This is a genomic window from Mesorhizobium sp. M0001, assembly GCF_040324255.1.
Lineage (GTDB): Bacteria > Pseudomonadota > Alphaproteobacteria > Rhizobiales > Rhizobiaceae > Mesorhizobium.
Map to the genome: position 1 here is coordinate 36,050 of NZ_JAMYVS010000018.1, position 21,765 is coordinate 57,814.

Here is a 21,765-nt window from a genome sequence, read left to right on the forward strand (position 1 = left end):
ACACGGCCATGAGGGAACCCAAGCGAGCTTTCGACCTGGCGGTGGCGGCGCTGCTGCTGCCACTGGCCTCGCCTTTCGTCCTGCTTGCCATGCTGGCAATCAGGACGACGTCGCCTGGACCGGCACTCTTCTCTCAAACCCGTGTCGGCCAGCACGGGGTGCCGTTTGCCTGCCACAAGCTGCGCACGATGGTTGTGGGAACGCCGTCTCTGCCCTCGCATCAGGCGCCGGCAATTTCCGTCACTGCCGTCGGCAAGGTGCTGCGGAAATTCAAGATCGACGAGCTGCCGCAGCTCTGGAACGTGCTCAAGGGTGAGATGAGCCTGGTTGGGCCGCGTCCATGCCTGCCCACGCAAACCGAATTGATCGAACGCCGCAGGCAATTGGGTGTGCTTGCCGCACTTCCGGGCATTACCGGGCTGGCACAGATGAAAGGCATCGACATGTCGGATCCGAAACTCTGCGCCGAAACGGATGCCGAATATCTCAGGGGGGCCTCGATCGGACTCGACGTCAAAATCCTGCTTGGCACAATCTACCGGACCTGACGGGCCTGTCGTGCAAGTTCCTCAATCCGGCCGAGCGTGTCGGTTTCCGGCATCCAGCCTTCCGAGATCAGCAGTGACGGGTCGCAAATCTGTGTCGCCATGGAAGCGTCGTACGCTGCTTTTCTGCCTAGCAGTGTGGCGAACAGCCTGAATGGCCAGGCCGGCACAGGAACGAGCCGGGTCGGAACGTCGTATCCGTGCCTGAATGCAGTCAAGATTTCGAACATCGCAACGGGGGAAGCATCGCCCAGGACATAGGTCGGGCGCGGTGGCGTGGGACGAGTCAAAAGATGCGCCACGGCGCCAGCCACCGCGTCGCGCGATATCAGCGAACGAACTGCGGTGAAAGCGCCTAAGGGCAATGGTAAGGCAATGGCGGCAGCCCGCATCATTCCACGCAGGTTTCCCTTCATGCCTTCGCCATAGACCGGCGGCAGGCGCAGCGCCGTGGCATCGGAGGGCCTGGACGCATAGGCTTCCAGTGTCTTGATCTCGCCTTCGCGTTTCGAGCGCCCGTAGGCGCATTGCGGGGCAGGGAGCGTCGCCTCGCTGATCGTTCCGCTGAAACCGGGACCGGCTACTGCCCGGATCGACGACAGATAGATGAAGCGCCCGCTTGTCCGCGAGGCGGCCGCGCGCGCCAGCTGCGCGGTCAGTGTCGCGTTGGCTGCCATGAAGTCGGCTTCGCTCGCCTTGCGGTCATTGTTGAGCGCCGCACAGTGGACGACATGGGTGACATCTCGCATCAGCGCCTGGAATGCCTGGGCCGGCGCATCGAATTCCGGCAACAAAACCGCATCGCTCACGGGATCGAGCCGTTCCGGGTGGCGCGATGCCATGCGCACCCCGAACCCGGCTTCGCGCAGCTGGTTGACGACCTGCCTGCCGATGAAACCCGTCGCGCCTGTGACCAGCACTTTCACGGCCGGCTTGCCTGGGGCGCCGGGGCCGGTGCCTGTTGTTCCGGCAGCATTTGTTGCCGGCCCGATGCAAGATATGTCCCGGACACCAGGAACACCATCAGTGTGGCATCGAGGATGTCGTGGCCGACCAGAATGCCGGTCAGGCCGCCGATGAGGTAGGTGATCGCAGTGACGACAATCATCGTGGCGCCGAACCGCTCGATCGCGTCCGTGCTGGTGCGCAGCACGATGGCCGCGTTTCTCGCGGCAACGAAGAACACAGCCGCGAGCGTTACGGCTCCAAGCAGCCCGGCCTCCACCAATGCAGTCAGGAAGCCATTGTGAAAATGGCTGAAGCCCGTGGACGGCATGTGGAACTGATTGTGGAATCCATCCTTTATCAGCTCACGGCTTGCAGCAATGCCGTGACCGAAAATCGGCATGTCGTGGAAGGCGCTCAGCCCAATCTGCCAAAGTGCTGCGCGCAAGCCGAGCGCGGTCGTGTGGTCGCCCTTCGTGGCGAGCGCATCCCAGTCGCTGAACAGGAAGGCCGCGCGCTCGGAAATGATGGGGAGACCAATGACCGCGATGACGATGCCGATCGCGCCCGCAATCAGCAAAAGCCGAATGGCGTTTCTGTTGTTGAGCTTGCGACGGTTGATCAGCAGGACCGCGATGCCGGCCACCAGCATCGCCAGCCAGATGATCCGCGACCCCGAATAGACAATGTCGACCGCGCCGGCCAGTGTCGCGCAGGCCAGCAACGCCCTGTTCTTTTCGACACCCGATAAGGCGCCTGCCAGGCACATCATCATGCTGAGGCAGGCGACGGTCGCGAACACGATCGGATTGCCGGCGCCGCCTTCGGCCCGTATGCCCAGCCCGTGATATTGCACGACCGCCAGCAGCAGGGCGCCAAAACAGGCGGCGGCGCTCGCCAGCACGACAATGCGCGTCAGCGTGGTTTTCTCGGTAATGCTCCAGGTCGCGTATGAGACAGGGAAAAACAGGAAGGTGATCAGCCCTGCCAGATGCGGCGCATCCCTGGCGATCGAATTGTTGACGATGGAGGCGAGCACGCTGGCTGCGCAATAGGCATAGATGGCCACCGTCATCGCGGTCATCGGCCGGTCGATGTTGAAACGCCGTCTTTTCAGCGCAAGCAGAAGCACCGACCACAGGCCGCCGCCATTGAACAAAAAGCTGACCGCCGATCCCAGTACCGGCGGGAAAAAGAAGCACAAAATGGAGAAGGTGACGTTGATCCGTGACGGCGAAACGTGCTGCTTGATGGCGGAGATCGGGGTCAATGCTCTGGTTCACAATGCGCTGGGTCGCGTGGCGACGGACAATGTTTGGCGGCGGCATTTGCGGCATGCCGCCCGGCGCAGGTTCAGGAGCCGGTATAGCGGCTGGGTGCGGTTTTCGAAAGTGCGACGAGGTCCGGCCGGCGTTTCTTTCGGTCCAGGCAAGATTTTTCCCGGCCTTTGAATGCTATCGCTCCGTCGGGCAGGAATTTTCGGATTCTAGGCTTTTCATGGAAAATTCGTTGCCGATCGGTGTGGCCGCCGGCCTTTCCAGCGTTGTTATATCAGGTGGCGATCTGCTAGAACGCCGGCACGAACCGATAGTGTCCAGCAGTGAAGCTTGAACCGGGCGGCTGAAAAGGACGCCCGATCCATCTGATGCAAGGTCTGGATTGCACGAGAGAACGCTCACAGTCCATGAACATCGCGCTTACGCACCTGCAGCGGCTCGAGGCCGAGTCCATCCACATCTTCCGTGAGGTTGCCGCCTCCTTCTCCAAGCCGGTGATGCTCTATTCCGTCGGCAAGGATTCCTCCGTGCTGATGCATCTGGCGATGAAGGCCTTCTATCCGGCCAAGCCGCCTTTCCCCTTCCTGCATGTCGACACCACCTGGAAGTTCCGCGAGATGATCGCCTTTCGCGACCAGATGGCGCAGAAGCTCGGCTTCGACCTGCTGGTCCACGTCAATGAAGACGGCGTGCGCGACGGTATCAACCCCTTTGACCATGGCTCGAACACCCACACCCATGTCATGAAGACGGTGGCGTTGCGCCAGGCGCTCGACAAATACGGCTTTGACGCTGCCTTCGGCGGGGCTCGGCGCGACGAGGAGAAGTCGCGCGCCAAGGAGCGCATCTTTTCCTTCCGCAACGCCCAGCATGTCTGGGACCCGAAGAACCAGCGGCCGGAGATGTGGAAGATCTTCAACACCCGCATCGCGCCGGGCGAATCGATCCGCGTGTTTCCGCTGTCGAACTGGACCGAGCTCGATATCTGGCAGTACATTCTGCAGGAAAACATCCCGATCGTGCCGCTCTATTTCGCCAAGGAGCGGCCGGTGGTCGAACGCGACGGCATGCTGATCATGAAGGATGACGATCGCATGCAATTGCGCCCCGGTGAGACGATGGAGAACCGTCTGGTGCGTTTCCGCACGCTCGGCTGTTATCCGCTGACCGGCGCCATCGAATCCGACGCGGACACGCTCGAAGCCATCGTCGGCGAGATGCTGACGGCGCGCACCTCCGAGCGCCAGGGCCGCCTCATCGACCGCGATGAAGCCGGCTCGATGGAAAAGAAGAAGCGCGAGGGATATTTCTGAGCATGCGCCATATCCTGGCCAAGAGCCTCGCTCCCACCGACGGCGTGCGCGAATACATGGCGGCGCAGGAGAAGAAGTCGCTGCTGCGCTTCCTCACCTGCGGCTCGGTCGACGACGGCAAGTCGACGCTGATCGGCCGTCTTCTGTCCGACACAAAGCAGATCTTCGAGGACCAGCTCGCCGCACTCGAGCGCGATTCCCGCAAGCACGGCACCACTGGCGACGACATCGACTTCGCGCTTCTGGTCGACGGCCTCGAGGCCGAGCGCGAGCAAGGCATCACCATCGACGTCGCCTACCGCTTCTTCGCCACGCCCAAGCGCAAGTTCATCGTCGCCGACACGCCCGGCCATGAACAGTACACCCGCAACATGGCGACCGGCGCATCGACTGCCGATCTCGCCATCGTGCTGATCGATGCGCGCCAGGCTGTGCTGCGCCAGACCCGGCGCCACTCGATCATCGCTTCGCTGCTCGGCATCCGCCATATCGTGCTTGCCGTCAACAAGATCGACCTCGTCGATTTCGACCAGGCGGTGTTCGACCGTATCGTCGAGGATTACCGGCAGTTCTCGCACGAGCTCGGCTTCCAGACGATCGTGCCGATCCCGATGTCGGCCCGCTATGGCGACAATGTCACCAGCCGCTCCGGCAAGACGGCGTGGTATTCCGGCCCGTCGCTGATCGAGCATCTCGAAACTATATCGGTCGACGAGGCCGCGGTCGAACTGCCGTTCCGGTTTCCGGTGCAGTATGTCAACCGGCCCAATCTCGACTTCCGCGGCTTTGCCGGCACCATCGCGTCCGGCTCCGTCGCGCAGGGCGACGAGGTGGTGGTCGCCAAATCCGGCAAGGCCTCGCGGGTCAAGCGCATCGTCGCGCAAGGCGGCGATCTTGCCCAGGCGGTGGCCGGCCAGGCCATCACCCTTGTGCTCGATGACGAGGTCGAGGTCTCCAGAGGCAACATGCTGGTGTCGCCGGCGGCACGGCCGCAGGTCGCCGACCAGTTCGCCGCCAACATCGTCTGGTTCGACGAGGCAGCGCTGCTGCCGGGACGCTCCTATATACTGCGCACCGAGACCGACCAGACCAGCGCCACCGTCACCGACCTGAAATACCGCGTCAACGTCAACGACTTCGCTCGCGAGGCGGCGAAGTCGCTCGAGATGAACGAAGTCGGCATCTGCAACATCTCGACCCGGGCGCCGATCGCCTTCGACACCTTCGCCGACAACCGCGATACCGGCGCCTTCATCCTGATCGACCGCATCACCAATGCCACGGTCGGCGCCGGCATGATCCTGCATACCTTGCGCCGCGCCGAAAACATCCACTGGCAGTCGCTCGATGTCGGCAAGCGTGGCCGTTCCGACTTGAAGAGCCAGCGTCCCGCCGTGTTCTGGTTCACCGGCCTTTCCGGTTCGGGCAAGTCGACCATCGCCAACCTGCTCGAGAAGAAGCTGTTCGCTTCCGGGCGCCACACCTACATTCTCGACGGCGACAATGTCCGCCACGGCCTCAACCGCGATCTCGGCTTCACCGACGCCGATCGGGTCGAAAACATCCGCCGTGTCGCCGAAGTGGCAAAGCTGATGGCCGATGCCGGGCTGATCGTCATCGTCTCCTTCATTTCCCCCTTCAGCGCCGAGCGGCGCATGGCCAGGGAGTTGATGGCCGACGGCGAGTTCGTCGAAGTGTTCGTCGATACGCCGTTCGAGGAATGCGCCCGACGCGACCCGAAAGGCCTTTACGCACGGGCGCTGAATGGCGAGATCAAGAACTTCACCGGCGTCGATTCCCCGTATGAAGCTCCCGAAAATCCCGAAATCCATCTCAAGACACTCGGCAAGACGGCCGAGGAGATGGTAGAGGCTCTGGAACACTGGCTGAATGAGCGCGACATTGCCGAAGACCAATATGACAGCGGCGGCGGCATCTGACGACGAAGTGATGCTCGACGTGTTCGAGCGCCTGGCGCTCGAAGCCGGACGCGAGGTGATGCGGGTCTTCAAGGCCGGCTGCGCGGTCGACAGCAAGTCGGACTCCTCGCCGGTCACGGAAGCCGACCGCGAGAGCGAGACGATCATCCTCGCCGGCCTGCGTGCGGCCTATCCCGATATTCCCTGCGTGGCCGAGGAAGAGGTCGCCGAAGGCATTGTGCCGCCCGATCTGGATGGCGCCTTCTTCCTGATCGATCCGCTCGATGGAACGAAGGAATTCGTCAACCGCCGGACCGATTTCACCGTCAACATCGCGCTTGTCCGGCACGGCGTGCCGGAGATCGGCGTCGTCTTCGCACCGTGCAGCGGGCGGTTCTTCTCTGGACGGCCGGGCTGGGCCGAAGCAATCGAGGTCGATGGCGACTTCCGTATCGTCGGCCGCCGGCGGATTTCGGTTAGGAGGGCGGTCACGCCGCTGGCGGTCGTTGCCAGCCGCTCGCACAACACCCCGGAGACCGAAGCCTTCATCAAGGATCTCGGCGCCGCCGAGATCGTCTCGGTCGGCTCATCGCTGAAATTCTGCCTGCTCGCCGCAGCCGAAGCCGACATCTATCCGCGCTTCGGCCGCACCATGGAATGGGACACGGCGGCCGGCGACGCCGTACTGCGCGCCGCCGGCGGCATGACGCGCACGCTGGACGGCGAGCCGCTCACCTATGGCAAGCGCAAACAGAGCGACGACGAGGATTTCGCCAACCCGCATTTTATTGCGAGCGGGAAGGCGGCGGACGCGGCGTAACTTACGCCGCCGCTACATGCGCCGAGTTCGAGCCAATGTAGTTGCGGATCGTCTCGATGATGCGGTCCTGGTCGGCTTCGCTGAGATAGGGATGCATCGGCAGGCACAGGATGCGCTTCGGCAGTTCCTCCGAAACCGCAAGCCCGGTCGGCGTGCGCGGATAGTCGCGATAGGCGACCTGCTCGTGCAGCGGCTTCACATAATAGATCACCGAAGGGATGCCCTTTTCGCCGAGATGCGCCCTCAACCCGTCGCGCTTCGGCGTCTCGATGGCGTATTGCGCCCAGGCCGAGCGGCCACCGCCCAGATTGCGTGACGCCTTGACGATGTCGCCGAGACCTTCGGCGTAGCGCTTGGCCACGACCTGGCGGGCGACCATCTCGTCTTCGAGGATGGCGAGTTTCTCGATCAGGATCGCCGCCTGGATGGTGTCGAGGCGTGAATTGATGCCGACGCGGACATTGTCATACTGCGTCCCGCCCTTACCGTGGAACGCAAACGAGCGCAGCTGGTCGGCCAGCGCGTCGTCATTGGTGAACATCGCGCCGCCATCGCCGTAGCAGCCCAGCGGCTTGGCCGGATAAAAGCTGGTCGAGCCGACATGGCCGAAGGCGCCGCACATTGTGCCGTCGGCCGAACCGCCGATCGACTGCGCCGCATCCTCGATCACCAGCAGCCCTTCGCGCCTGGCAATCGCCATGATCGCCTCGTAGTTGGCGGCAAGCCCAAACAAGTCGACGGGAATGATCGCCTTCGGCTTCAGCCGGCCTTCCTTCTTGATCATGGCGATCGCCGCCTCGAGGCTGGCGATGTCGATGTTGTAGGTCTCGGCCTCGACATCGACGAACACTGGTTCGGCCTTGGCAAGCGCCACCACTTCCGCCGTCGCGGCAAAGGTGAAGCTCGGCACGAACACCGCGTCGCCGGGGCTGATACCGGCGGCAAACAGCGGCAACAGCAGCGCGTCGGTGCCGTTGGCGCAGGCCACGACATGCTTGGTGCCGATATAGGCTGCGAGCTTGTTTTCGAATTCGGTGACTTGCGGTCCGAGGATATAGCGGCCTTCCTCGACGACATTGTCGATCGCGGCCTTCAGCCGGTCGCGGATACGTTCGCGCTGCGCGCCAAGATCGATGAACTGCATGTCGGCCTCAAAACGGTGTGGTGCGGGCTGCCCCGGGGACAATGACACGCACAGAAACAACAACTTAACCGGGCCGCTGGTACCAGAGTTGGGCCGGTCTAGAAAGCCGGACCGGCCGCGGGACGGGTTGTCTAGGTGTCGCAGCCTGTTACTTCAGGCTTTCCCTGCATTGCCGCAAGATGCCGGAAATCCGGGCTTCGCCGCCTATTAATCCGGCTGATCAGTCCGTCTTTCCGGCTCGCGGAAACATAAAGTGATCGGCTGCTTGCAGCGGCTGGCGGCGGACTAAGCGTGGATCAGGCGATTTCGTGCCGCCAGGGCGGGTTGGCGCCGGCCCGCGACACGGTCACCGCCGCCGCTTTGGCGCCGAGCGCCAGCGCCTGACGGATGGCGTCCTCCGAAAGGCCGCCGATCCCGGCCTTGGTGAGCAGGCCTTGCTCGTGCAGCGAGGCCAGAATGCCGGCATTGAAAGTGTCGCCGGCGCCGACCGTGTCGACCACCTCCACCTTATGCGGCATCACCGTGACCTTGTGTTCCCTGCTGTAGCCGACGGCACCTTCGCTGCCGTGGGTAACGACGATCAGCTTCGGGCCGCGATCCAGCCAGTTGCGGATGACGTCCTCATGCGAGCCGGCCTCGCCGAACCAGTGCAGATCCTCATCCGATAGCTTCACGATGTCGGCCATCGCCATCATCGAGCGGATGCGCCGGAGGTGCTTGGCTTTGTCGGGGATGAAGTTCGGCCGGATGTTGGGGTCGAGCATCATGACGCGGCGTTCGTGCTCGCGTTTCATGAATTCTTCGTAGGCAGCACCCGCCGGGTCCGAAATCAGGCTGATGGCGCCAAACAGCATGGCTTCGATCTCGGCGCCCAGTTTCGGCAGATCCTCTGTCGTCAGCATGCGCCCGGCGGTGTTTTCGTCGTAGAAAGTGTAGGTCGCCTGGCCGTTGGTGAGCCGCACGAAGGCGAGCGTGGTCGGGCGAGGGGAGGTGTGCGCATAGGTGGAGCTGACCTTGCTTGCGCCGAGCGCCTCGCGGAACTGGCCGCCGAACAGATCCGACGACAGGCCGGAAAAGAAGCCGGCGGGCGCGCCGAGGCGGCCAAGCGCGATCGCCGTGTTGAACACCGCGCCGCCGACATAGGGCGCAAAGGCCGGCTCGCCCTGTGTCGTGGTGCGCGGCAGCATGTCGATCAGGGCTTCGCCGCAGCAGAGGATCATGATTTCTTGTTCTCCGGCGGATAGATCACGCCCTTGCGGATGATGATGTTGGCGTAGAGCCGGGGTTCGCTGGTCCCGACGATCGCATATGCCGACCGGACGCGTGCATAGAAGTCGGCGCCCGCCAGCGCAACCACCTTGCGGCCCGGCGCGCGCCTGGTGCAGATCGTTTCGATTTCATGGTGGACCGGATCGGCGACCGAGGGATCGCCTTTTACCGAGGCACGAAACAGCGCTTCCGGCACGAAGTCGTCCACCGGCAGCACGCTCAAAATGGCGTCAAGCACCGGTATGAGGTGAAGACCGTCGGCGCGGATCAGCCTGTTTGCCTGTTCTTCCGCCGGATAGTTGCCGTCGACAAGCGCGATCTCGTCGCCATGGCCCATGGCGCGCAATGTCGCCAGAAGCTCCGGACCGAGCAGCGACGGAATACCGATCAGCATTCAGGTGCTCCGGGAAATGGTGTTCGAACCGATGAGGAAGCGTTCGGACAGCGGCAGGCTGGCGCCGCCCAGCGCCCGGGCATGGATGCCGACGGTGCCTTCGCGCACCACCGGAAGCTTCAGGCCTTCGCCGTCAATGGTGCCGATCGCCTGCCTGACGGCATCGACGAGCCGGCGGCGTACGGCGAGCGGCATCCAGCCATCGATCACCGCGGCCTCGAAATCGATCACCGAGGACGCCGCGACAATGGCGTAGGCAAGCGCCTGCGAGGCGGTGGCAATCCAGTCGTCCAGATCGGCGCCGATCTCGCCCCATTCCTGCGGCGAGGTCCAGAGATAGGAGCCGTCAATGCCGCGTGCGTTAAGCGCCTTTTCCAGCATGGCGATCGAGGCGACGTCGATGAGCTGCGTCGGCTTGCCGTCTGGTCCCGGCACCGGCATCGAACCCAGCGCCCCGGCATTGCCTGTCGGTCCGCCAAAAAGCCGGCCATTGAGCACGATGCCGCCGCCGGCAAAGGCGCCGATGTAGAAATAGACGAAGTCGCGCGCGCCGCCGGTCTGGCCGAACACCAGTTCGGCGCCGCAGGCCGACGTCGCGTCATTCTGCAGATAGACCGGGAATTCGCATTGCGCCTGGATATCGGAGCGAATGTCGCGATGGCGCCATTCGTCCATGATGTCGCGTGGCGCGCCGGCGGTGTCGGCCCAGTTCCACAGTTCGAACGGCATGGCGATGCCGAGCCCGGCAATGCGCTTGTCCTGCGCAGGTGTCAGTTCGGCGCGCATCGTCGTCATGCCTGATGTCACGAACTCCACCGTCTCGCGCGGCGCCGGATAGCGGTAGGAGTGCTGCAGCATGGAACGCACAGTTCCGAGGAAATCGATCAGCACCAGTTCGGCGCTGCGGCGGCCGATCTTGAGGCCGATGAAGAAGGCGCCTTCGGGGTTCAGCGCCATCGGGATGGAGGGCTGGCCGATCTTGCCGCGCAACGGCGCCTGGCGCAGCAGCAGGCTGTCTTCCTCCAGTTCGCGCATGATGACCGAGACGGTCTGCGCTGAAAGCCCGGTCATGCGCGCAATGTCTGATTTGGCCAAGCTGCCGTGCTGGCGAACCAACGACAGCACCAGCCGCTCATTGTGGTCGCGCATGCCGCTCTGGTTGGTGCCACGGTGGAGACGGCTGGCGGCCGCCTCGGGCGAACCGTGCCTCGCAATGCCGGTCTCCACCCTTGTTCCTTCCCTTGGTTTATTCTTACTGCTTTTGCGGCAGAATGAGTGAACCGCGCAAAGCTGTCAATAATAAATAAGAGTGATTTAATTATTGACAGGCGGCTCCCGCTGGTGTCATTTGAGGGCGCGTCCACACTGGGAGAACTTCAGTGGATGCGCTCGAGATGCCGGTTGGCGGCATCCGCATAGTTCCATGGGAGGAAGATCGTGACCAAAGCATTATTGAAGTCCACCGTGTTCGCCGCGGCGGGCCTCGGCCTGATGGCGTTTGCTTCGACAGCATCGGCCGCCGGCGTCGGCGCCTGCCTGATCACCAAGACCGACACCAACCCCTTCTTCGTCAAGATGAAGGAGGGCGCGACCGCCAAGGCCAAGGAACTTGGCGTCGACCTCAAGACCTATGCCGGCAAGATCGACGGCGACAGCGAGAGCCAGGTGGCGGCGATCGAAAGCTGCATCGCCGACGGCGCCAAGGGCATCCTGATCACCGCGTCCGACACCAAGGGCATCGTGCCGACGGTGAAGAAGGCGCGTGACGCCGGCCTGCTGGTGATCGCGCTCGATACCCCGCTGGACCCGATCGATGCCGCCGACGCGACCTTCGCGACGGACAATCTGGAAGCCGGCAAGCTGATCGGCGCCTGGGCAGCCGCGACCCTCGGCGACAAGGCCAAGGACGCCAAGATCGGTTTCCTCGACCTGACCCCCTCACAGCCGACCGTGGATGTGCTGCGCGACCAGGGCTTCATGATGGGCTTCGGCATCGACGTGAAGGATCCCAACAAGATCGGCGATGAGGACGATGCCCGCATCGTCGGCCACGACGTCACCAACGGCAATGAAGAAGGCGGCCGCAAGGCGATGGAAAACCTTCTGCAGAAGGACAACTCCATCACCGTCATCCACACCATCAACGAGCCCGCCGCTGTCGGCGCCTACCAGGCGCTCAAGGCGGTCGGTCTCGAAAGCCAGGTGCTGATCGTCTCGGTCGATGGCGGCTGCCCCGGCGTGAAGTCGGTGACCGAAGGCGTCATTGGCGCCACCTCGCAGCAATACCCGCTGCAGATGGCGGCACTCGGCATCGAGGCGATCGCCGCCTTCGCCAAGGACGGCGCCAAGCCGAAGCCGACCGAAGGCAAGAACTTCTTCGACACCGGCGTCAACCTCGTCACCGACAAGCCGGCCAATGGCGTGAAGTCGATCGACACCAAGGAAGGCCTCGCCAAGTGCTGGGGCTGATGGCTGTCTGACAGCCAGCGACAAGCTGACGGCCGGGGGCTTGATCCCCGGCCGCTTCGGGTGGACGATGCGTCACGCGAATAATCCCGGCAGCAGACCGGACAGGCGCGAGCGGGTCTCGGCATGGAGCTGAAGCCCAGGGGAGGAAACATGGCTCAAGCACAGGAATTCGAGAAGGTTCTCTCGAGCAGCGACACAAGCGTTGCCGCCTTTGACGAGCACAAATCGGCCGTCAAGCGCATCCAGCATTTCCTGCACTCCACGCCGGCGGCGGTGCCGCTGATTGTGCTGGTCCTGTCGATCGTAATTTTCGGCATCGCCATTGGCGGGCGTTTCTTCTCATCCTATACGCTGACGCTGATCCTGCAGCAGATCGCCATCGTCGGCATCCTCGGTGCCGCGCAGACACTGGTCATCCTGACCGCCGGCATCGACCTGTCGATCGGCGTGATCATGGTGATTTCAGCCGTGATCATGGGCAATTGCGCGGTCAGCTACGGCATGCCGGCCGTGCTCGCAGTGCCCATCGGGCTTGCCGCCGGCGCAGCCTGCGGCCTGCTCAACGGTTTGCTGGTCGCCTACATGAAGCTGCCGCCGTTCATCGTCACGCTCGGCACCTGGAACATCGTCATGGCGACGAACTTCATCTATTCGGCCAACGAGACGATCCGCGATACCGATGTCGACGCCCAGGCGCCGCTGCTGCATCTCTTTGCCCTGAGTTTCAAGATCGGCACGGCGGTGCTGACACTGGGCGTCATCGCCACGGTCGTGCTCGTTTTGATCCTCTGGTACGTGCTCAATCACACCGCCTGGGGCCGCCATGTCTACGCCGTTGGCGATGATCAGGAGGCGGCGAAGCTGTCTGGTATCCAGACCAAGAAAGTGTTGATGACGGTCTACACCCTTGCCGGGTTGATCGCCGCTTTCGCTGCCTGGGTTTCCATCGGCCGCAACGGCTCGATCTCGCCGTCAGCCGCCGTCACCGACTACAACCTGCAGGCGATAACCGCGACGGTGATCGGCGGCATTTCACTGTTCGGCGGGCGCGGCTCAATTCTGGGCACCCTTTTCGGCGCGATGATCGTCGGCGTCGTCTCGATGGGCCTCAACATGCTGGGCGCCGATCCGCAATGGAAGGTGCTGCTCACCGGTGTGCTGATCATCGGCGCCGTGGCGATCGACCAATGGATCAGAAAGGTTTCGGCATGACCGTGGAACCCATCCTCACCGCGCGCGGCCTGATCAAGCGCTATGGCCGTGTCACCGCCCTCGACAATGCCGACTTCGACCTCTACCCCGGCGAAATCCTGGCCGTCATCGGAGACAATGGCGCCGGCAAATCATCGCTGATCAAGGCGATTTCCGGCGCCGCCGTGCCCGACGAAGGCGAGATCCGTCTTGAAGGCAAGGCTGTCGCTTTTAAATCGCCCATGGAGGCGCGCGAGGCGGGCATCGAGACGGTCTACCAAAACCTGGCTTTGTCGCCGGCCCTGTCGATCGCCGACAACATGTTCCTCGGCCGCGAGATCCGCAAACCCGGCTTCCTCGGCGACTGGCTTCGTATGCTCGACCGGCCCGCAATGGAAAAGCGCGCCCGCGACAAACTCACCGAGCTTGGGCTGATGACCATCCAGAACATCAGCCAGGCGGTGGAAACGCTGTCCGGCGGCCAGCGCCAGGGCGTTGCGGTGGCGCGCGCCGCCGCTTTCGGCAGCCGCGTGGTGATCATGGACGAACCGACTGCGGCACTCGGCGTCAAGGAGAGCCGCCGCGTGCTGGAACTGATCCTCGACGTCAAGAAGCGAGGCCTGCCGATCGTGCTGATCTCGCACAACATGCCGCATGTCTTCGAGGTTGCCGACCGCATCCATATCCATCGGCTCGGCCGCCGCCTATGCGTCATCGATCCCAAGCAATATACCATGTCCGACGCCGTCGCCTTCATGACCGGAGCGAAGGTTCCGCCGGAGGCTGCACTCGCTGCCTGATCCGCTCGACGGATAAATTGCCGCAGGGGAACTGGCGGCATGCTGGTCTAAATCGATTGAACGTATGTTGCGATGCACTAGGATAGGCTGGGACTGAGAGCGAAAGCCGGTATGATCGCAGCACGATCACGAGAGGCAGTATGACGCGAACAATGACAGCCAAAGCCCCCGATCTCGAAATACCCGATCCCAAGACGCTGGCCGACGAAGTCTTGCTGGCTCTCAAATACCGGGTCGGCAAAGGCACCTCCGTTGCCACGCAATATGATTGGCTGACAGCCTCGATCAAGGTCGTGCGCGACCGCATCGTCGATCACTGGATGCAGGCGACGCAGGAGGCCTACGCCCAGCAGGAAAAGCGCGTCTATTACCTGTCGCTCGAATTCCTCATCGGCCGGCTGATGCGCGATGCCTTCTCCAATCTAGGCCTGATGGACAATATGCGAGAAGCGCTCAAGTCGCTGGGCGTCGACCTCGACCTCATCGCCGGGCTCGAACCGGATGCGGCGCTCGGCAATGGCGGTCTCGGCCGGCTCGCCGCCTGCTTCATGGAAAGCATGGCGACCGTCGACATTCCCGCGCATGGCTACGGCATTCGCTACGCCAACGGCATGTTCCGCCAGGAGATCCATGATGGCTGGCAGGTCGAACTGCCCGAAACCTGGCTCGACCACGGCAACCCTTGGGAGTTTGAGCGGCGGGAGCGTGCCTTCGAGGTCGGCTTCGGCGGCTCGGTGGAATCGATCACCTCCAAGGATGGCCGGCTCGAGCGTCACGTCTGGAAGCCGACCGAGCATGTCCAGGCCGTCGCCTACGACACGCCGGTGGTTGGCTGGCGCGCCAACCGCGTCAACACGCTGCGGCTTTGGTCCGGCATGCCGGTCGATCCGATCCTGCTCGACAAGTTCAACGCCGGCGACCACATCGGCGCGCTGGCCGAAAGCAACAAGGCCGATGCCTTGTCGCGCGTGCTTTACCCCGCCGATTCCCACAAGGCCGGCCAGGAACTGCGGCTGCGGCAGGAATATTTCTTCTCCACCGCGTCGCTGCAGGACATCGTCCAGCGCCATCTCAGCCAGTATGGCGATCTCGCCTCGCTGCCCGACAAGGCGGCGATCCATCTCAATGACACCCATCCGGCGATCGCCGTGCCGGAGCTGATGCGCCTGCTGATGGACGTCCATGGCATGGATTTCGACCAGGCCTGGGATATTACCAAGCGCACCTTCGGCTACACCAACCACACGCTGCTGCCAGAGGCGCTGGAAAGCTGGCCGGTGCCGCTGTTCGAGCGGCTTTTGCCGCGCCACATGCAGATCGTCTACGCCATCAATGCGCAGGTTTTGCTTGAGGCCCGCGCCACCAACCAGTTTTCCAATGAGCAGATCAGCCGCATCTCGCTGATCCAGGAAAATGGCGACCGCCGCGTGCGCATGGGTAACCTGGCCTTTGTCGGCTCGCACTCGATCAATGGCGTGTCGGCGTTGCACACCGAACTGATGAAGGAGACGGTGTTTGCCGATCTCCACAAGCTCTATCCCGAGCGCATCAACAACAAGACCAACGGCATCACCCCACGCCGCTGGCTGATCCAGTGCAATCCAGGCCTCACCGCGCTCACCCGCGCGGCGATCGGGGACCGTTTCCTCGACGACATCGACGCCATCAAGGGGCTCGAAGCCTTTGCCGGTGACGCCGCCTTCCGCGACAAGTTCGCCGCCGTCAAGCGCTCCAACAAGGTCAAGCTCGCCAATCTGGTCGCCGACCGGCTCGGCATCAAGCTCGACCCGTCGGCGCTGTTCGACATCCAGGTCAAGCGCATCCACGAATACAAGCGCCAGCTGCTCAACATCCTGGAAGCGATCGCGCTCTACGATCAGATCCGCTCGCATCCCGAGCAGGACTGGATGCCACGTGTGAAATTCTTTGGTGGCAAAGCGGCGCCCAGCTACCACAATGCCAAGCTGATCATCAAACTGGCCAACGACGTCGCCAAGGTCATCAACAGCGACCCGTCGGTGCGCGGTCTGCTGAAAGTGGTGTTCGTGCCGAACTACAATGTCAGCCTGGCCGAGGTGATGATGCCGGCCGCCGACCTGTCCGAGCAGATTTCGACTGCCGGCATGGAGGCGTCGGGCACCGGCAACATGAAGTTCGCGCTGAACGGCGCCTTGACCATCGGCACGCTCGACGGCGCCAATGTCGAGATCAAGGAATGCGTCGGCGACGACAACATCTTCATCTTCGGCCTGAGCACGGCGGAAGTCGCCGAGCGGCGCAGCAATGGCTACAACCCGCGCGCCGTGATCGAGGGCTCCCCTGAATTGGCGCAGGCTGTTGCCGCAGTATCGTCGGGCGTGTTCTCGCCCGACCAGCCGGATCGCTACCGCGAGCTGGTCGACGGCCTCTACAACAGCGATTGGTTCATGGTGGCGGCGGATTTCGACGCCTATGCCGCCGCCCAGCGCGATGTCGACGCCGTCTGGCGCAACAGCCCCGACTGGTACGCGCGTGCGATCCGCAACGTTGCCCGCGTCGGCTGGTTCTCTTCCGATCGCACGATCCGCCAATATGCGAAAGAAATCTGGAACGTGCCCGCCTGATATGATTGCATGAGGCCACGAGCAACGGGTCTTGTGCACAAGAACTGGTTCCCAGGGAGGGACACCGCCTGATGAAGAAACCGCGCGCGACCGCGACGACGAGCGGGTCGGACGGGCTGGCGTCAGCCGGCGATGTCGCCGCAATTGTTGCAGGCACGCATGGTGATCCCTTCGCAGTGCTGGGTGTGCATGAAGCCGACAAGGGCCTGGTTGCCCGCTGCTTCGTCCCCAATGCCGAGTTCGTCACCGCCTATACGCTGACCGGCAAGAACGCCGGCGAACTCACGCGGCGCGACGACGCCGGTTTCTTCGAAGGCAGACTGTCGATCAAGAAGCGTCAGCCGCTGCGCTATCACGCCAAAAATGCCGGCGGCGACTGGTGGCTGACCGATCCCTATTCCTTCGGCCCGGTGCTCGGCCCGATGGACGACTACTATATCGCGCAAGGGTCGCACCTCAGGCTGTTCGACAAGCTCGGCGCCCATCTCCTCGACCATGAAGGCGCGTCGGGCGTCCATTTCGCCGTCTGGGCGCCCAATGCAAGGCGCGTCTCCGTGGTCGGCGACTTCAACGAATGGGACGGCCGCCGTCATACGATGCGCGACCGCCGCGACACCGGCATCTGGGAGCTGTTCATTCCCGATATCGGCGCCGGCCACCCCTATAAATACGAGATCATTGCCCCGGACGGCGTGCGCCTGCCGCTCAAGGCCGATCCGTTCGCCTTCAAGTCGGAATTGCGCCCGGCCACAGCCTCAGTGACGGCGGTGCCGCCGGCGCATGAATGGGGCGACGAGGCGCATCGCAATTACTGGCGAAAGGCCGATCCCCGGCGCGAAGCCATATCGATCTACGAGGTCCATGCCGGTTCGTGGCAGCAGCACGATGATGGCAGCTTCCTGTCATGGGACGAACTCGCCAACCAGCTTATCCCCTATGCTGTCGAGACCGGCTTCACCCACATCGAGTTCCTGCCGATCTCCGAACATCCCTATGACCCGTCATGGGGTTATCAGACAACCGGACTTTATGCCCCCTCGGCGCGCTTCGGCGACCCCGACGGCTTCGCCCGTTTCGTCGACGGTGCGCACCGCGCCGGCGTCGGCGTCATCCTCGACTGGGTGCCGGCGCATTTCCCGGTCGACGCGCATGGCCTGGCCAATTTCGACGGCACAGCACTTTATGAGCATGCCGACCCGCGCAAGGGTTTTCATCCCGACTGGAACACCGCGATCTACAATTTCGGCCGCCGCGAGGTGGTGTCGTTCCTGGTCAACAATGCGCTGTTCTGGGCCGAGAAATACCATGTCGACGGTTTGCGCGTGGATGCAGTGGCCTCGATGCTCTACCTCGATTATTCGCGCAAGGCTGGCGAATGGATCCCCAACGAGAAAGGCGGCCGCGAAAACCTCGAAGCGGTGTCCTTCCTGCAGAAGATGAACAAGGAGGTCTACGGCCACCATCCCGGCGTGATGACCATCGCCGAGGAATCGACCTCATGGCCGAAGGTCTCGGCGCCGGTGCATGAAGGCGGGCTGGGCTTCGGCTTCAAATGGAACATGGGCTTCATGCACGACACGCTGGAGTATTTCGCCAGGGAGCCGATCTTCCGCAAGCACCACCACAACGACCTGACGTTCGGCCTGACCTACGCCTTTTCCGAGAATTTCGTGCTGCCGCTGTCCCATGACGAGGTCGTGCACGGCAAGGGCACGCTGCTCGGCAAGATGGCCGGCGACGACTGGCAGAAGTTCGCGACATTGCGCGCCTTTTACGCCTTCATGTGGGGGTATCCCGGCAAGAAGCTGTTGTTCATGGGCCAGGAATTCGCCCAGCGCCGCGAGTGGAGCGAGGCGCGCGCGCTCGACTGGAACCTGCTCGACTTCCACCCGCATCGCGGCGTCTGGCAGACGGTGCGCGACCTCAACTATCTCTATCGCTCGCGCCCGGCGCTGCATGCACGCGACTGCGAGCCGGACGGCTTCTCCTGGCTGATCGTCGACGACAAGGAAAACTCGGTCTTCGCCTGGCTGCGCAGCGCGCCCGGCGGCAACCCGATCGCCGTCATTTCCAACTTCACGCCAGTGCCGCGCGACAATTATCGCGTGCCATTGCCCAAGGTCGGCAAATGGCGCGAAATCATCAACACCGACGCTTCGGACTACGGTGGTTCGGGCAAGGGCAATGGCGGTGTGGTCGAAGCCAGGGCGGAAGGAGGAGGCATTTCGGCAACGATGCTTTTGCCGCCGCTGTCGACGATCATGCTTGAACTCGTTGCGGACTAGGTCCGTCGACTCGTTGCGGACCGGGCGATGCTCCAGACTGGTAATTTGGGAGGGTAAAAATGGCAGACTTGAAGAGAACCCAGCCGCTGGCGCGCGATGCCATGGCCTATGTGCTGGCCGGCGGCCGCGGCAGCCGGCTCAAGGAATTGACCGACCGCAGGGCCAAGCCGGCTGTCTATTTCGGCGGCAAGACGCGCATCATCGATTTCGCGCTGTCCAATGCGCTGAATTCCGGCATCCGCCGCCTCGGTGTCGCCACCCAGTACAAGGCGCATTCGCTGATCCGCCACCTGCAGCGCGGCTGGAACTTCCTGCGGCCGGAGCGGAACGAAAGCTTCGACATCCTGCCGGCCTCCCAGCGTGTCTCAGAAACGCAGTGGTATGAAGGCACGGCCGACGCCGTCTACCAGAACATCGACATCATCGAGGCCTATGGCCCCGAATACATGGTCATCCTGGCCGGCGACCACATCTATAAGATGGACTACGAGCTGATGCTGCGCCAGCACGTCGATGCCAATGCCGATGTCACTGTCGGTTGCCTTGAAGTGCCGCGCTTGGAAGCGACCGGCTTCGGTGTCATGCATGTCGACGGCAAGGACAACATCATCGCCTTCGTCGAAAAGCCCGCCGACCCGCCCGGCATTCCCGACAAGCCGGAATTCGCGCTGGCCTCGATGGGCATCTATGTCTTCAAGACCAAGTTCCTGATGGAACAGCTGCGCCGCGATGCGGCCGAGCCAGGCTCCAGCCGCGACTTCGGCAAGGACATCATCCCCTACATCGTCCAGCATGGTAAGGCGATCGCGCATCGCTTCGCCAAATCCTGCGTGCGCTCGACTGCCGAGAACGAGGCCTACTGGCGCGATGTCGGCACGGTCGACGCCTACTGGGAAGCCAATATCGACCTGACCGATATTACCCCCGAACTCGACCTCTACGACCGTGACTGGCCGATCTGGACCTATGCCGAATTGAAGCCGCCGGCAAAGTTCGTGCATGACGAGGATGGCCGGCGTGGTTCGGCCGTCTCCTCGCTGGTCTCAGGCGATTGCATCGTCTCGGGTGCTTCGCTGAAGCGCAGCCTGATCTTCACCGGCGCGCGCATCAACTCCTATTCGACGCTGGAAGAGGTCGTCATGCTGCCCGACGTTCATGTCGGCCGGAACGCAAAGTTGAAGCGCGTCGTCATCGACCACGGTGTAAGGATACCGGAAGGGCTGGTGGTTGGCGAAGACCCTGTTCTCGACGCCAAGCGTTTCCGGGTTTCGGAAAAGGGCATCTGCCTGGTCACGCAGGACATGATCGACAAGCTGAAGCTGTAAGACGGGGTACCATAAACGCATGCAGGTTCTGTCGGTCACGCCCGAGATATTTCCGCTGATCAAGACCGGCGGACTTGCCGACGTGACCGGCGCATTGCCGATCGCGCTGGCCGCCAAGGGCGTGACCATGCGCACGCTCATCCCCGGCTTTCCCCAGGTGATGGACGCCTTCAAGAAAAAGAAGGCTGTCTACCAATACCCGCTGCTGCAGGGCGGCAAGGCTTCGGTCCATGCCGTCAAGATCGCCGGGCTCGACCTGTTCGTGCTCGACGCGCCGCATCTCTACGACCGTCCCGGCGGCCCTTACGGCAATGCGGCCGGCGCCGATTGGCCCGACAATTGGCGGCGTTTTGCTGCGCTGAGCCAGGTCGGTGGCGATATCGCCGGCGGCGCCATTTCCGGCTACCAGCCGGATCTCGTCCACGCCCATGACTGGCAGTCGGCGATGACGCTGGCCTATATGCGCTACGGCAAGGCGGTCGGCGTACCGTCGCTGATCACCGTGCACAATCTTGCCTTCCAGGGTCAGTTCGGCGCCGGCATTTTTGGCGAGCTCGGCTTGCCGGCCGCGGCGATGGCGCTTGACGGCGTCGAATATTATGGCGGCGTCGGCTTCCTCAAGGCCGGCCTGCAGGCGGCCTGGGCGATCACCACGGTGAGCCCCACCTATGCCCAGGAAATCCGCTCGCCGGAATTCGGCATGGGCCTCGACGGCCTCATCAACATGCGCTCTTCCGACCTCTACGGCATCGTCAACGGCATCGACACCGACATCTGGAACCCGCAGACCGACAAGCATCTGGTGTCGGCCTACTCCGCCGCGACGCTGAAGGCTCGCCTTCCCAACCGGGCGGTTGTCGAGGACCGCTTCAGCCTCGAGCGCGACGACAGTCCGATCGTCTGCGTCGTCAGCCGGCTGACCTGGCAGAAGGGCATGGACATACTGGCGGCTGTGGTCGACGGCGTCGTCGCCACCGGCGCGCGGCTGGCGATCCTTGGCTCAGGCGACGCCGGCCTGGAAGGCGCGCTGCTGGCTGCAACCGCCCGCCATCGCGGCCGTGTCGGCGTCGTCGTCGGCTATGACGAGGGGCTTTCCCACACCATGCAGGGCGGCTGCGACGCCATCGTCATCCCATCGCGCTTCGAGCCTTGCGGGCTGACCCAGCTTTACGGCCTGCGCTATGGCTGCGTGCCGGTCGTCGCCCGCACCGGCGGCCTTGCCGACACCATTATCGACGCCAATGAAGCAGCGATCTCGGCAGGTGTCGCCACCGGGTTCCAGTTCGCGCCCAATAGTGGCGGCGCCATGCTGCACGCCATCCGCCGGCTGGTCGATGCGCATTCGAGCCCGGCCGTCTGGGAACAGATCCAGCGCCAGGGCATGAAGGCCGATGTCTCCTGGGACAAGAGCGCCGACAAATACGTTGAACTCTACCGCCTGCTGCTTTCGAAAAGGGTTGCCTGAA

Annotated in this window: 17 protein-coding genes; 11 read left to right on the plus strand and 6 right to left on the minus strand. The window is 63.2% G+C overall.

Annotated features, from left to right (window positions below; genetic code table 11):
* The first annotated feature begins 8 nt into the window (after window positions 1-8).
* Window positions 9-548, plus strand: coding sequence for a sugar transferase (locus NKK50_RS28690; RefSeq protein WP_023670714.1), 540 nt, complete (start codon window positions 9-11; stop codon window positions 546-548).
* Here NKK50_RS28690 and NKK50_RS28695 read toward each other — a convergent pair.
* Both NKK50_RS28695 and NKK50_RS28700 read right to left on the minus strand, forming a co-directional pair.
* Window positions 536-1,471, minus strand: coding sequence for an NAD-dependent epimerase/dehydratase family protein (locus NKK50_RS28695; RefSeq protein WP_023743700.1), 936 nt, complete (start codon window positions 1,469-1,471; stop codon window positions 536-538). The two genes, NKK50_RS28690 and NKK50_RS28695, sit on opposite strands and share 13 nt — an antisense overlap.
* Entirely contained in the window at window positions 1,468-2,760 is a 1,293-nt protein-coding gene (locus tag NKK50_RS28700) for an O-antigen ligase family protein (protein ID WP_031198404.1), read from the minus strand. Before NKK50_RS28700 ends, NKK50_RS28695 begins: the two co-directional genes overlap by 4 nt.
* A gap of 414 nt (window positions 2,761-3,174) precedes the next feature.
* Between NKK50_RS28700 and cysD the strand changes: the two genes are divergently transcribed.
* From cysD to cysQ, 3 genes are read left to right on the plus strand one after another with little or no spacing between them, the layout of a single operon-like run.
* Complete coding sequence (gene cysD, locus NKK50_RS28705; RefSeq protein WP_023670717.1) at window positions 3,175-4,080, plus strand: sulfate adenylyltransferase subunit CysD; 906 nt, start codon at window positions 3,175-3,177, stop codon at window positions 4,078-4,080.
* A gap of 2 nt (window positions 4,081-4,082) precedes the next feature.
* Window positions 4,083-6,020, plus strand: a complete 1,938-nt coding sequence (gene cysN, locus NKK50_RS28710) for a sulfate adenylyltransferase subunit CysN (protein WP_023684584.1) — start codon at window positions 4,083-4,085, stop codon at window positions 6,018-6,020.
* Window positions 6,021-6,030: 10 nt separating this feature from the next.
* Window positions 6,031-6,819 (plus strand): 3'(2'),5'-bisphosphate nucleotidase CysQ, encoded by a 789-nt coding sequence (cysQ, locus tag NKK50_RS28715; protein ID WP_031196090.1) that lies wholly within the window; start codon window positions 6,031-6,033, stop codon window positions 6,817-6,819.
* A 1-nt stretch (window position 6,820) separates the two neighbouring features.
* Here the strand turns inward: cysQ and NKK50_RS28720 are convergent, their stop codons facing one another.
* The 4 genes from NKK50_RS28720 to NKK50_RS28735 form a co-directional block, all read right to left on the minus strand.
* On the minus strand, window positions 6,821-7,963 hold the full coding sequence (locus NKK50_RS28720) for a DegT/DnrJ/EryC1/StrS family aminotransferase (protein ID WP_023743701.1): 1,143 nt from the start codon (window positions 7,961-7,963) through the stop codon (window positions 6,821-6,823).
* Between the two features lie 296 nt (window positions 7,964-8,259).
* Window positions 8,260-9,183: a carbohydrate kinase family protein gene (locus NKK50_RS28725; protein ID WP_023684582.1), complete on the minus strand. Its 924-nt coding sequence runs from the start codon at window positions 9,181-9,183 to the stop codon at window positions 8,260-8,262.
* Complete coding sequence (locus NKK50_RS28730; RefSeq protein ID WP_023684581.1) at window positions 9,180-9,626, minus strand: RbsD/FucU family protein; 447 nt, start codon at window positions 9,624-9,626, stop codon at window positions 9,180-9,182. Before NKK50_RS28730 ends, NKK50_RS28725 begins: the two co-directional genes overlap by 4 nt.
* On the minus strand, window positions 9,627-10,853 hold the full coding sequence (locus tag NKK50_RS28735; RefSeq protein WP_023743702.1) for an ROK family transcriptional regulator: 1,227 nt from the start codon (window positions 10,851-10,853) through the stop codon (window positions 9,627-9,629).
* Between the two features lie 264 nt (window positions 10,854-11,117).
* On the opposite strand from NKK50_RS28735, the gene NKK50_RS28740 reads away from it, so the two are divergent.
* The 7 genes from NKK50_RS28740 (at window position 11,118) to glgA (ending at window position 21,764) form a co-directional block, all read left to right on the plus strand.
* Entirely contained in the window at window positions 11,118-12,095 is a 978-nt protein-coding gene (locus NKK50_RS28740; RefSeq protein ID WP_081725578.1) for a sugar ABC transporter substrate-binding protein, read from the plus strand.
* A 150-nt stretch (window positions 12,096-12,245) separates the two neighbouring features.
* The gene (locus NKK50_RS28745; protein WP_023670725.1) at window positions 12,246-13,307 is read left to right on the plus strand and encodes an ABC transporter permease; all 1,062 of its coding nucleotides are present in this window, start codon (window positions 12,246-12,248) and stop codon (window positions 13,305-13,307) included.
* Window positions 13,304-14,086 (plus strand): ATP-binding cassette domain-containing protein, encoded by a 783-nt coding sequence (locus NKK50_RS28750; RefSeq protein WP_023670726.1) that lies wholly within the window; start codon window positions 13,304-13,306, stop codon window positions 14,084-14,086. The genes NKK50_RS28745 and NKK50_RS28750 overlap by 4 nt, the downstream gene beginning before the upstream one ends.
* 140 nt (window positions 14,087-14,226) lie before the next feature.
* Window positions 14,227-16,689 carry a glycogen/starch/alpha-glucan phosphorylase gene (locus tag NKK50_RS28755; protein WP_023743703.1) on the plus strand — a complete coding sequence of 821 codons (2,463 nt, stop codon included), beginning with the start codon at window positions 14,227-14,229 and terminating at the stop codon, window positions 16,687-16,689.
* Window positions 16,690-16,760: 71 nt separating this feature from the next.
* On the plus strand, window positions 16,761-18,974 hold the full coding sequence (glgB, locus tag NKK50_RS28760) for a 1,4-alpha-glucan branching protein GlgB (protein ID WP_023829104.1): 2,214 nt from the start codon (window positions 16,761-16,763) through the stop codon (window positions 18,972-18,974).
* Window positions 18,975-19,033: 59 nt separating this feature from the next.
* Window positions 19,034-20,299, plus strand: a complete 1,266-nt coding sequence (glgC, locus tag NKK50_RS28765; protein WP_023715696.1) for a glucose-1-phosphate adenylyltransferase — start codon at window positions 19,034-19,036, stop codon at window positions 20,297-20,299.
* Window positions 20,300-20,318: 19 nt separating this feature from the next.
* Entirely contained in the window at window positions 20,319-21,764 is a 1,446-nt protein-coding gene (glgA, locus tag NKK50_RS28770; protein ID WP_023684577.1) for a glycogen synthase GlgA, read from the plus strand.
* Window position 21,765 lies beyond the last annotated feature (1 nt).

Excerpts from the sequence above, each read along its gene's own strand:
- NKK50_RS28690 (WP_023670714.1), top strand. The coding sequence starts at position 9 with ATGAGGGAACCCAAGCGAGCTTTCGACCTGGCGGTGGCGGCGCTGCTG.
- cysD (WP_023670717.1), top strand. The coding sequence starts at position 3,175 with ATGAACATCGCGCTTACGCACCTGCAGCGGCTCGAGGCCGAGTCCATC.
- cysN (WP_023684584.1), top strand. The coding sequence starts at position 4,083 with ATGCGCCATATCCTGGCCAAGAGCCTCGCTCCCACCGACGGCGTGCGC.
- cysQ (WP_031196090.1), top strand. The coding sequence starts at position 6,031 with ATGCTCGACGTGTTCGAGCGCCTGGCGCTCGAAGCCGGACGCGAGGTG.
- NKK50_RS28720 (WP_023743701.1), bottom strand. The coding sequence starts at position 7,963 with ATGCAGTTCATCGATCTTGGCGCGCAGCGCGAACGTATCCGCGACCGG.
- NKK50_RS28725 (WP_023684582.1), bottom strand. The coding sequence starts at position 9,183 with ATGATCCTCTGCTGCGGCGAAGCCCTGATCGACATGCTGCCGCGCACC.
- NKK50_RS28730 (WP_023684581.1), bottom strand. The coding sequence starts at position 9,626 with ATGCTGATCGGTATTCCGTCGCTGCTCGGTCCGGAGCTTCTGGCGACA.
- NKK50_RS28740 (WP_081725578.1), top strand. The coding sequence starts at position 11,118 with ATGGCGTTTGCTTCGACAGCATCGGCCGCCGGCGTCGGCGCCTGCCTG.
- NKK50_RS28745 (WP_023670725.1), top strand. The coding sequence starts at position 12,246 with ATGGCTCAAGCACAGGAATTCGAGAAGGTTCTCTCGAGCAGCGACACA.
- NKK50_RS28750 (WP_023670726.1), top strand. The coding sequence starts at position 13,304 with ATGACCGTGGAACCCATCCTCACCGCGCGCGGCCTGATCAAGCGCTAT.
- NKK50_RS28755 (WP_023743703.1), top strand. The coding sequence starts at position 14,227 with ATGACGCGAACAATGACAGCCAAAGCCCCCGATCTCGAAATACCCGAT.
- glgB (WP_023829104.1), top strand. The coding sequence starts at position 16,761 with ATGAAGAAACCGCGCGCGACCGCGACGACGAGCGGGTCGGACGGGCTG.
- glgC (WP_023715696.1), top strand. The coding sequence starts at position 19,034 with ATGGCAGACTTGAAGAGAACCCAGCCGCTGGCGCGCGATGCCATGGCC.
- glgA (WP_023684577.1), top strand. The coding sequence starts at position 20,319 with ATGCAGGTTCTGTCGGTCACGCCCGAGATATTTCCGCTGATCAAGACC.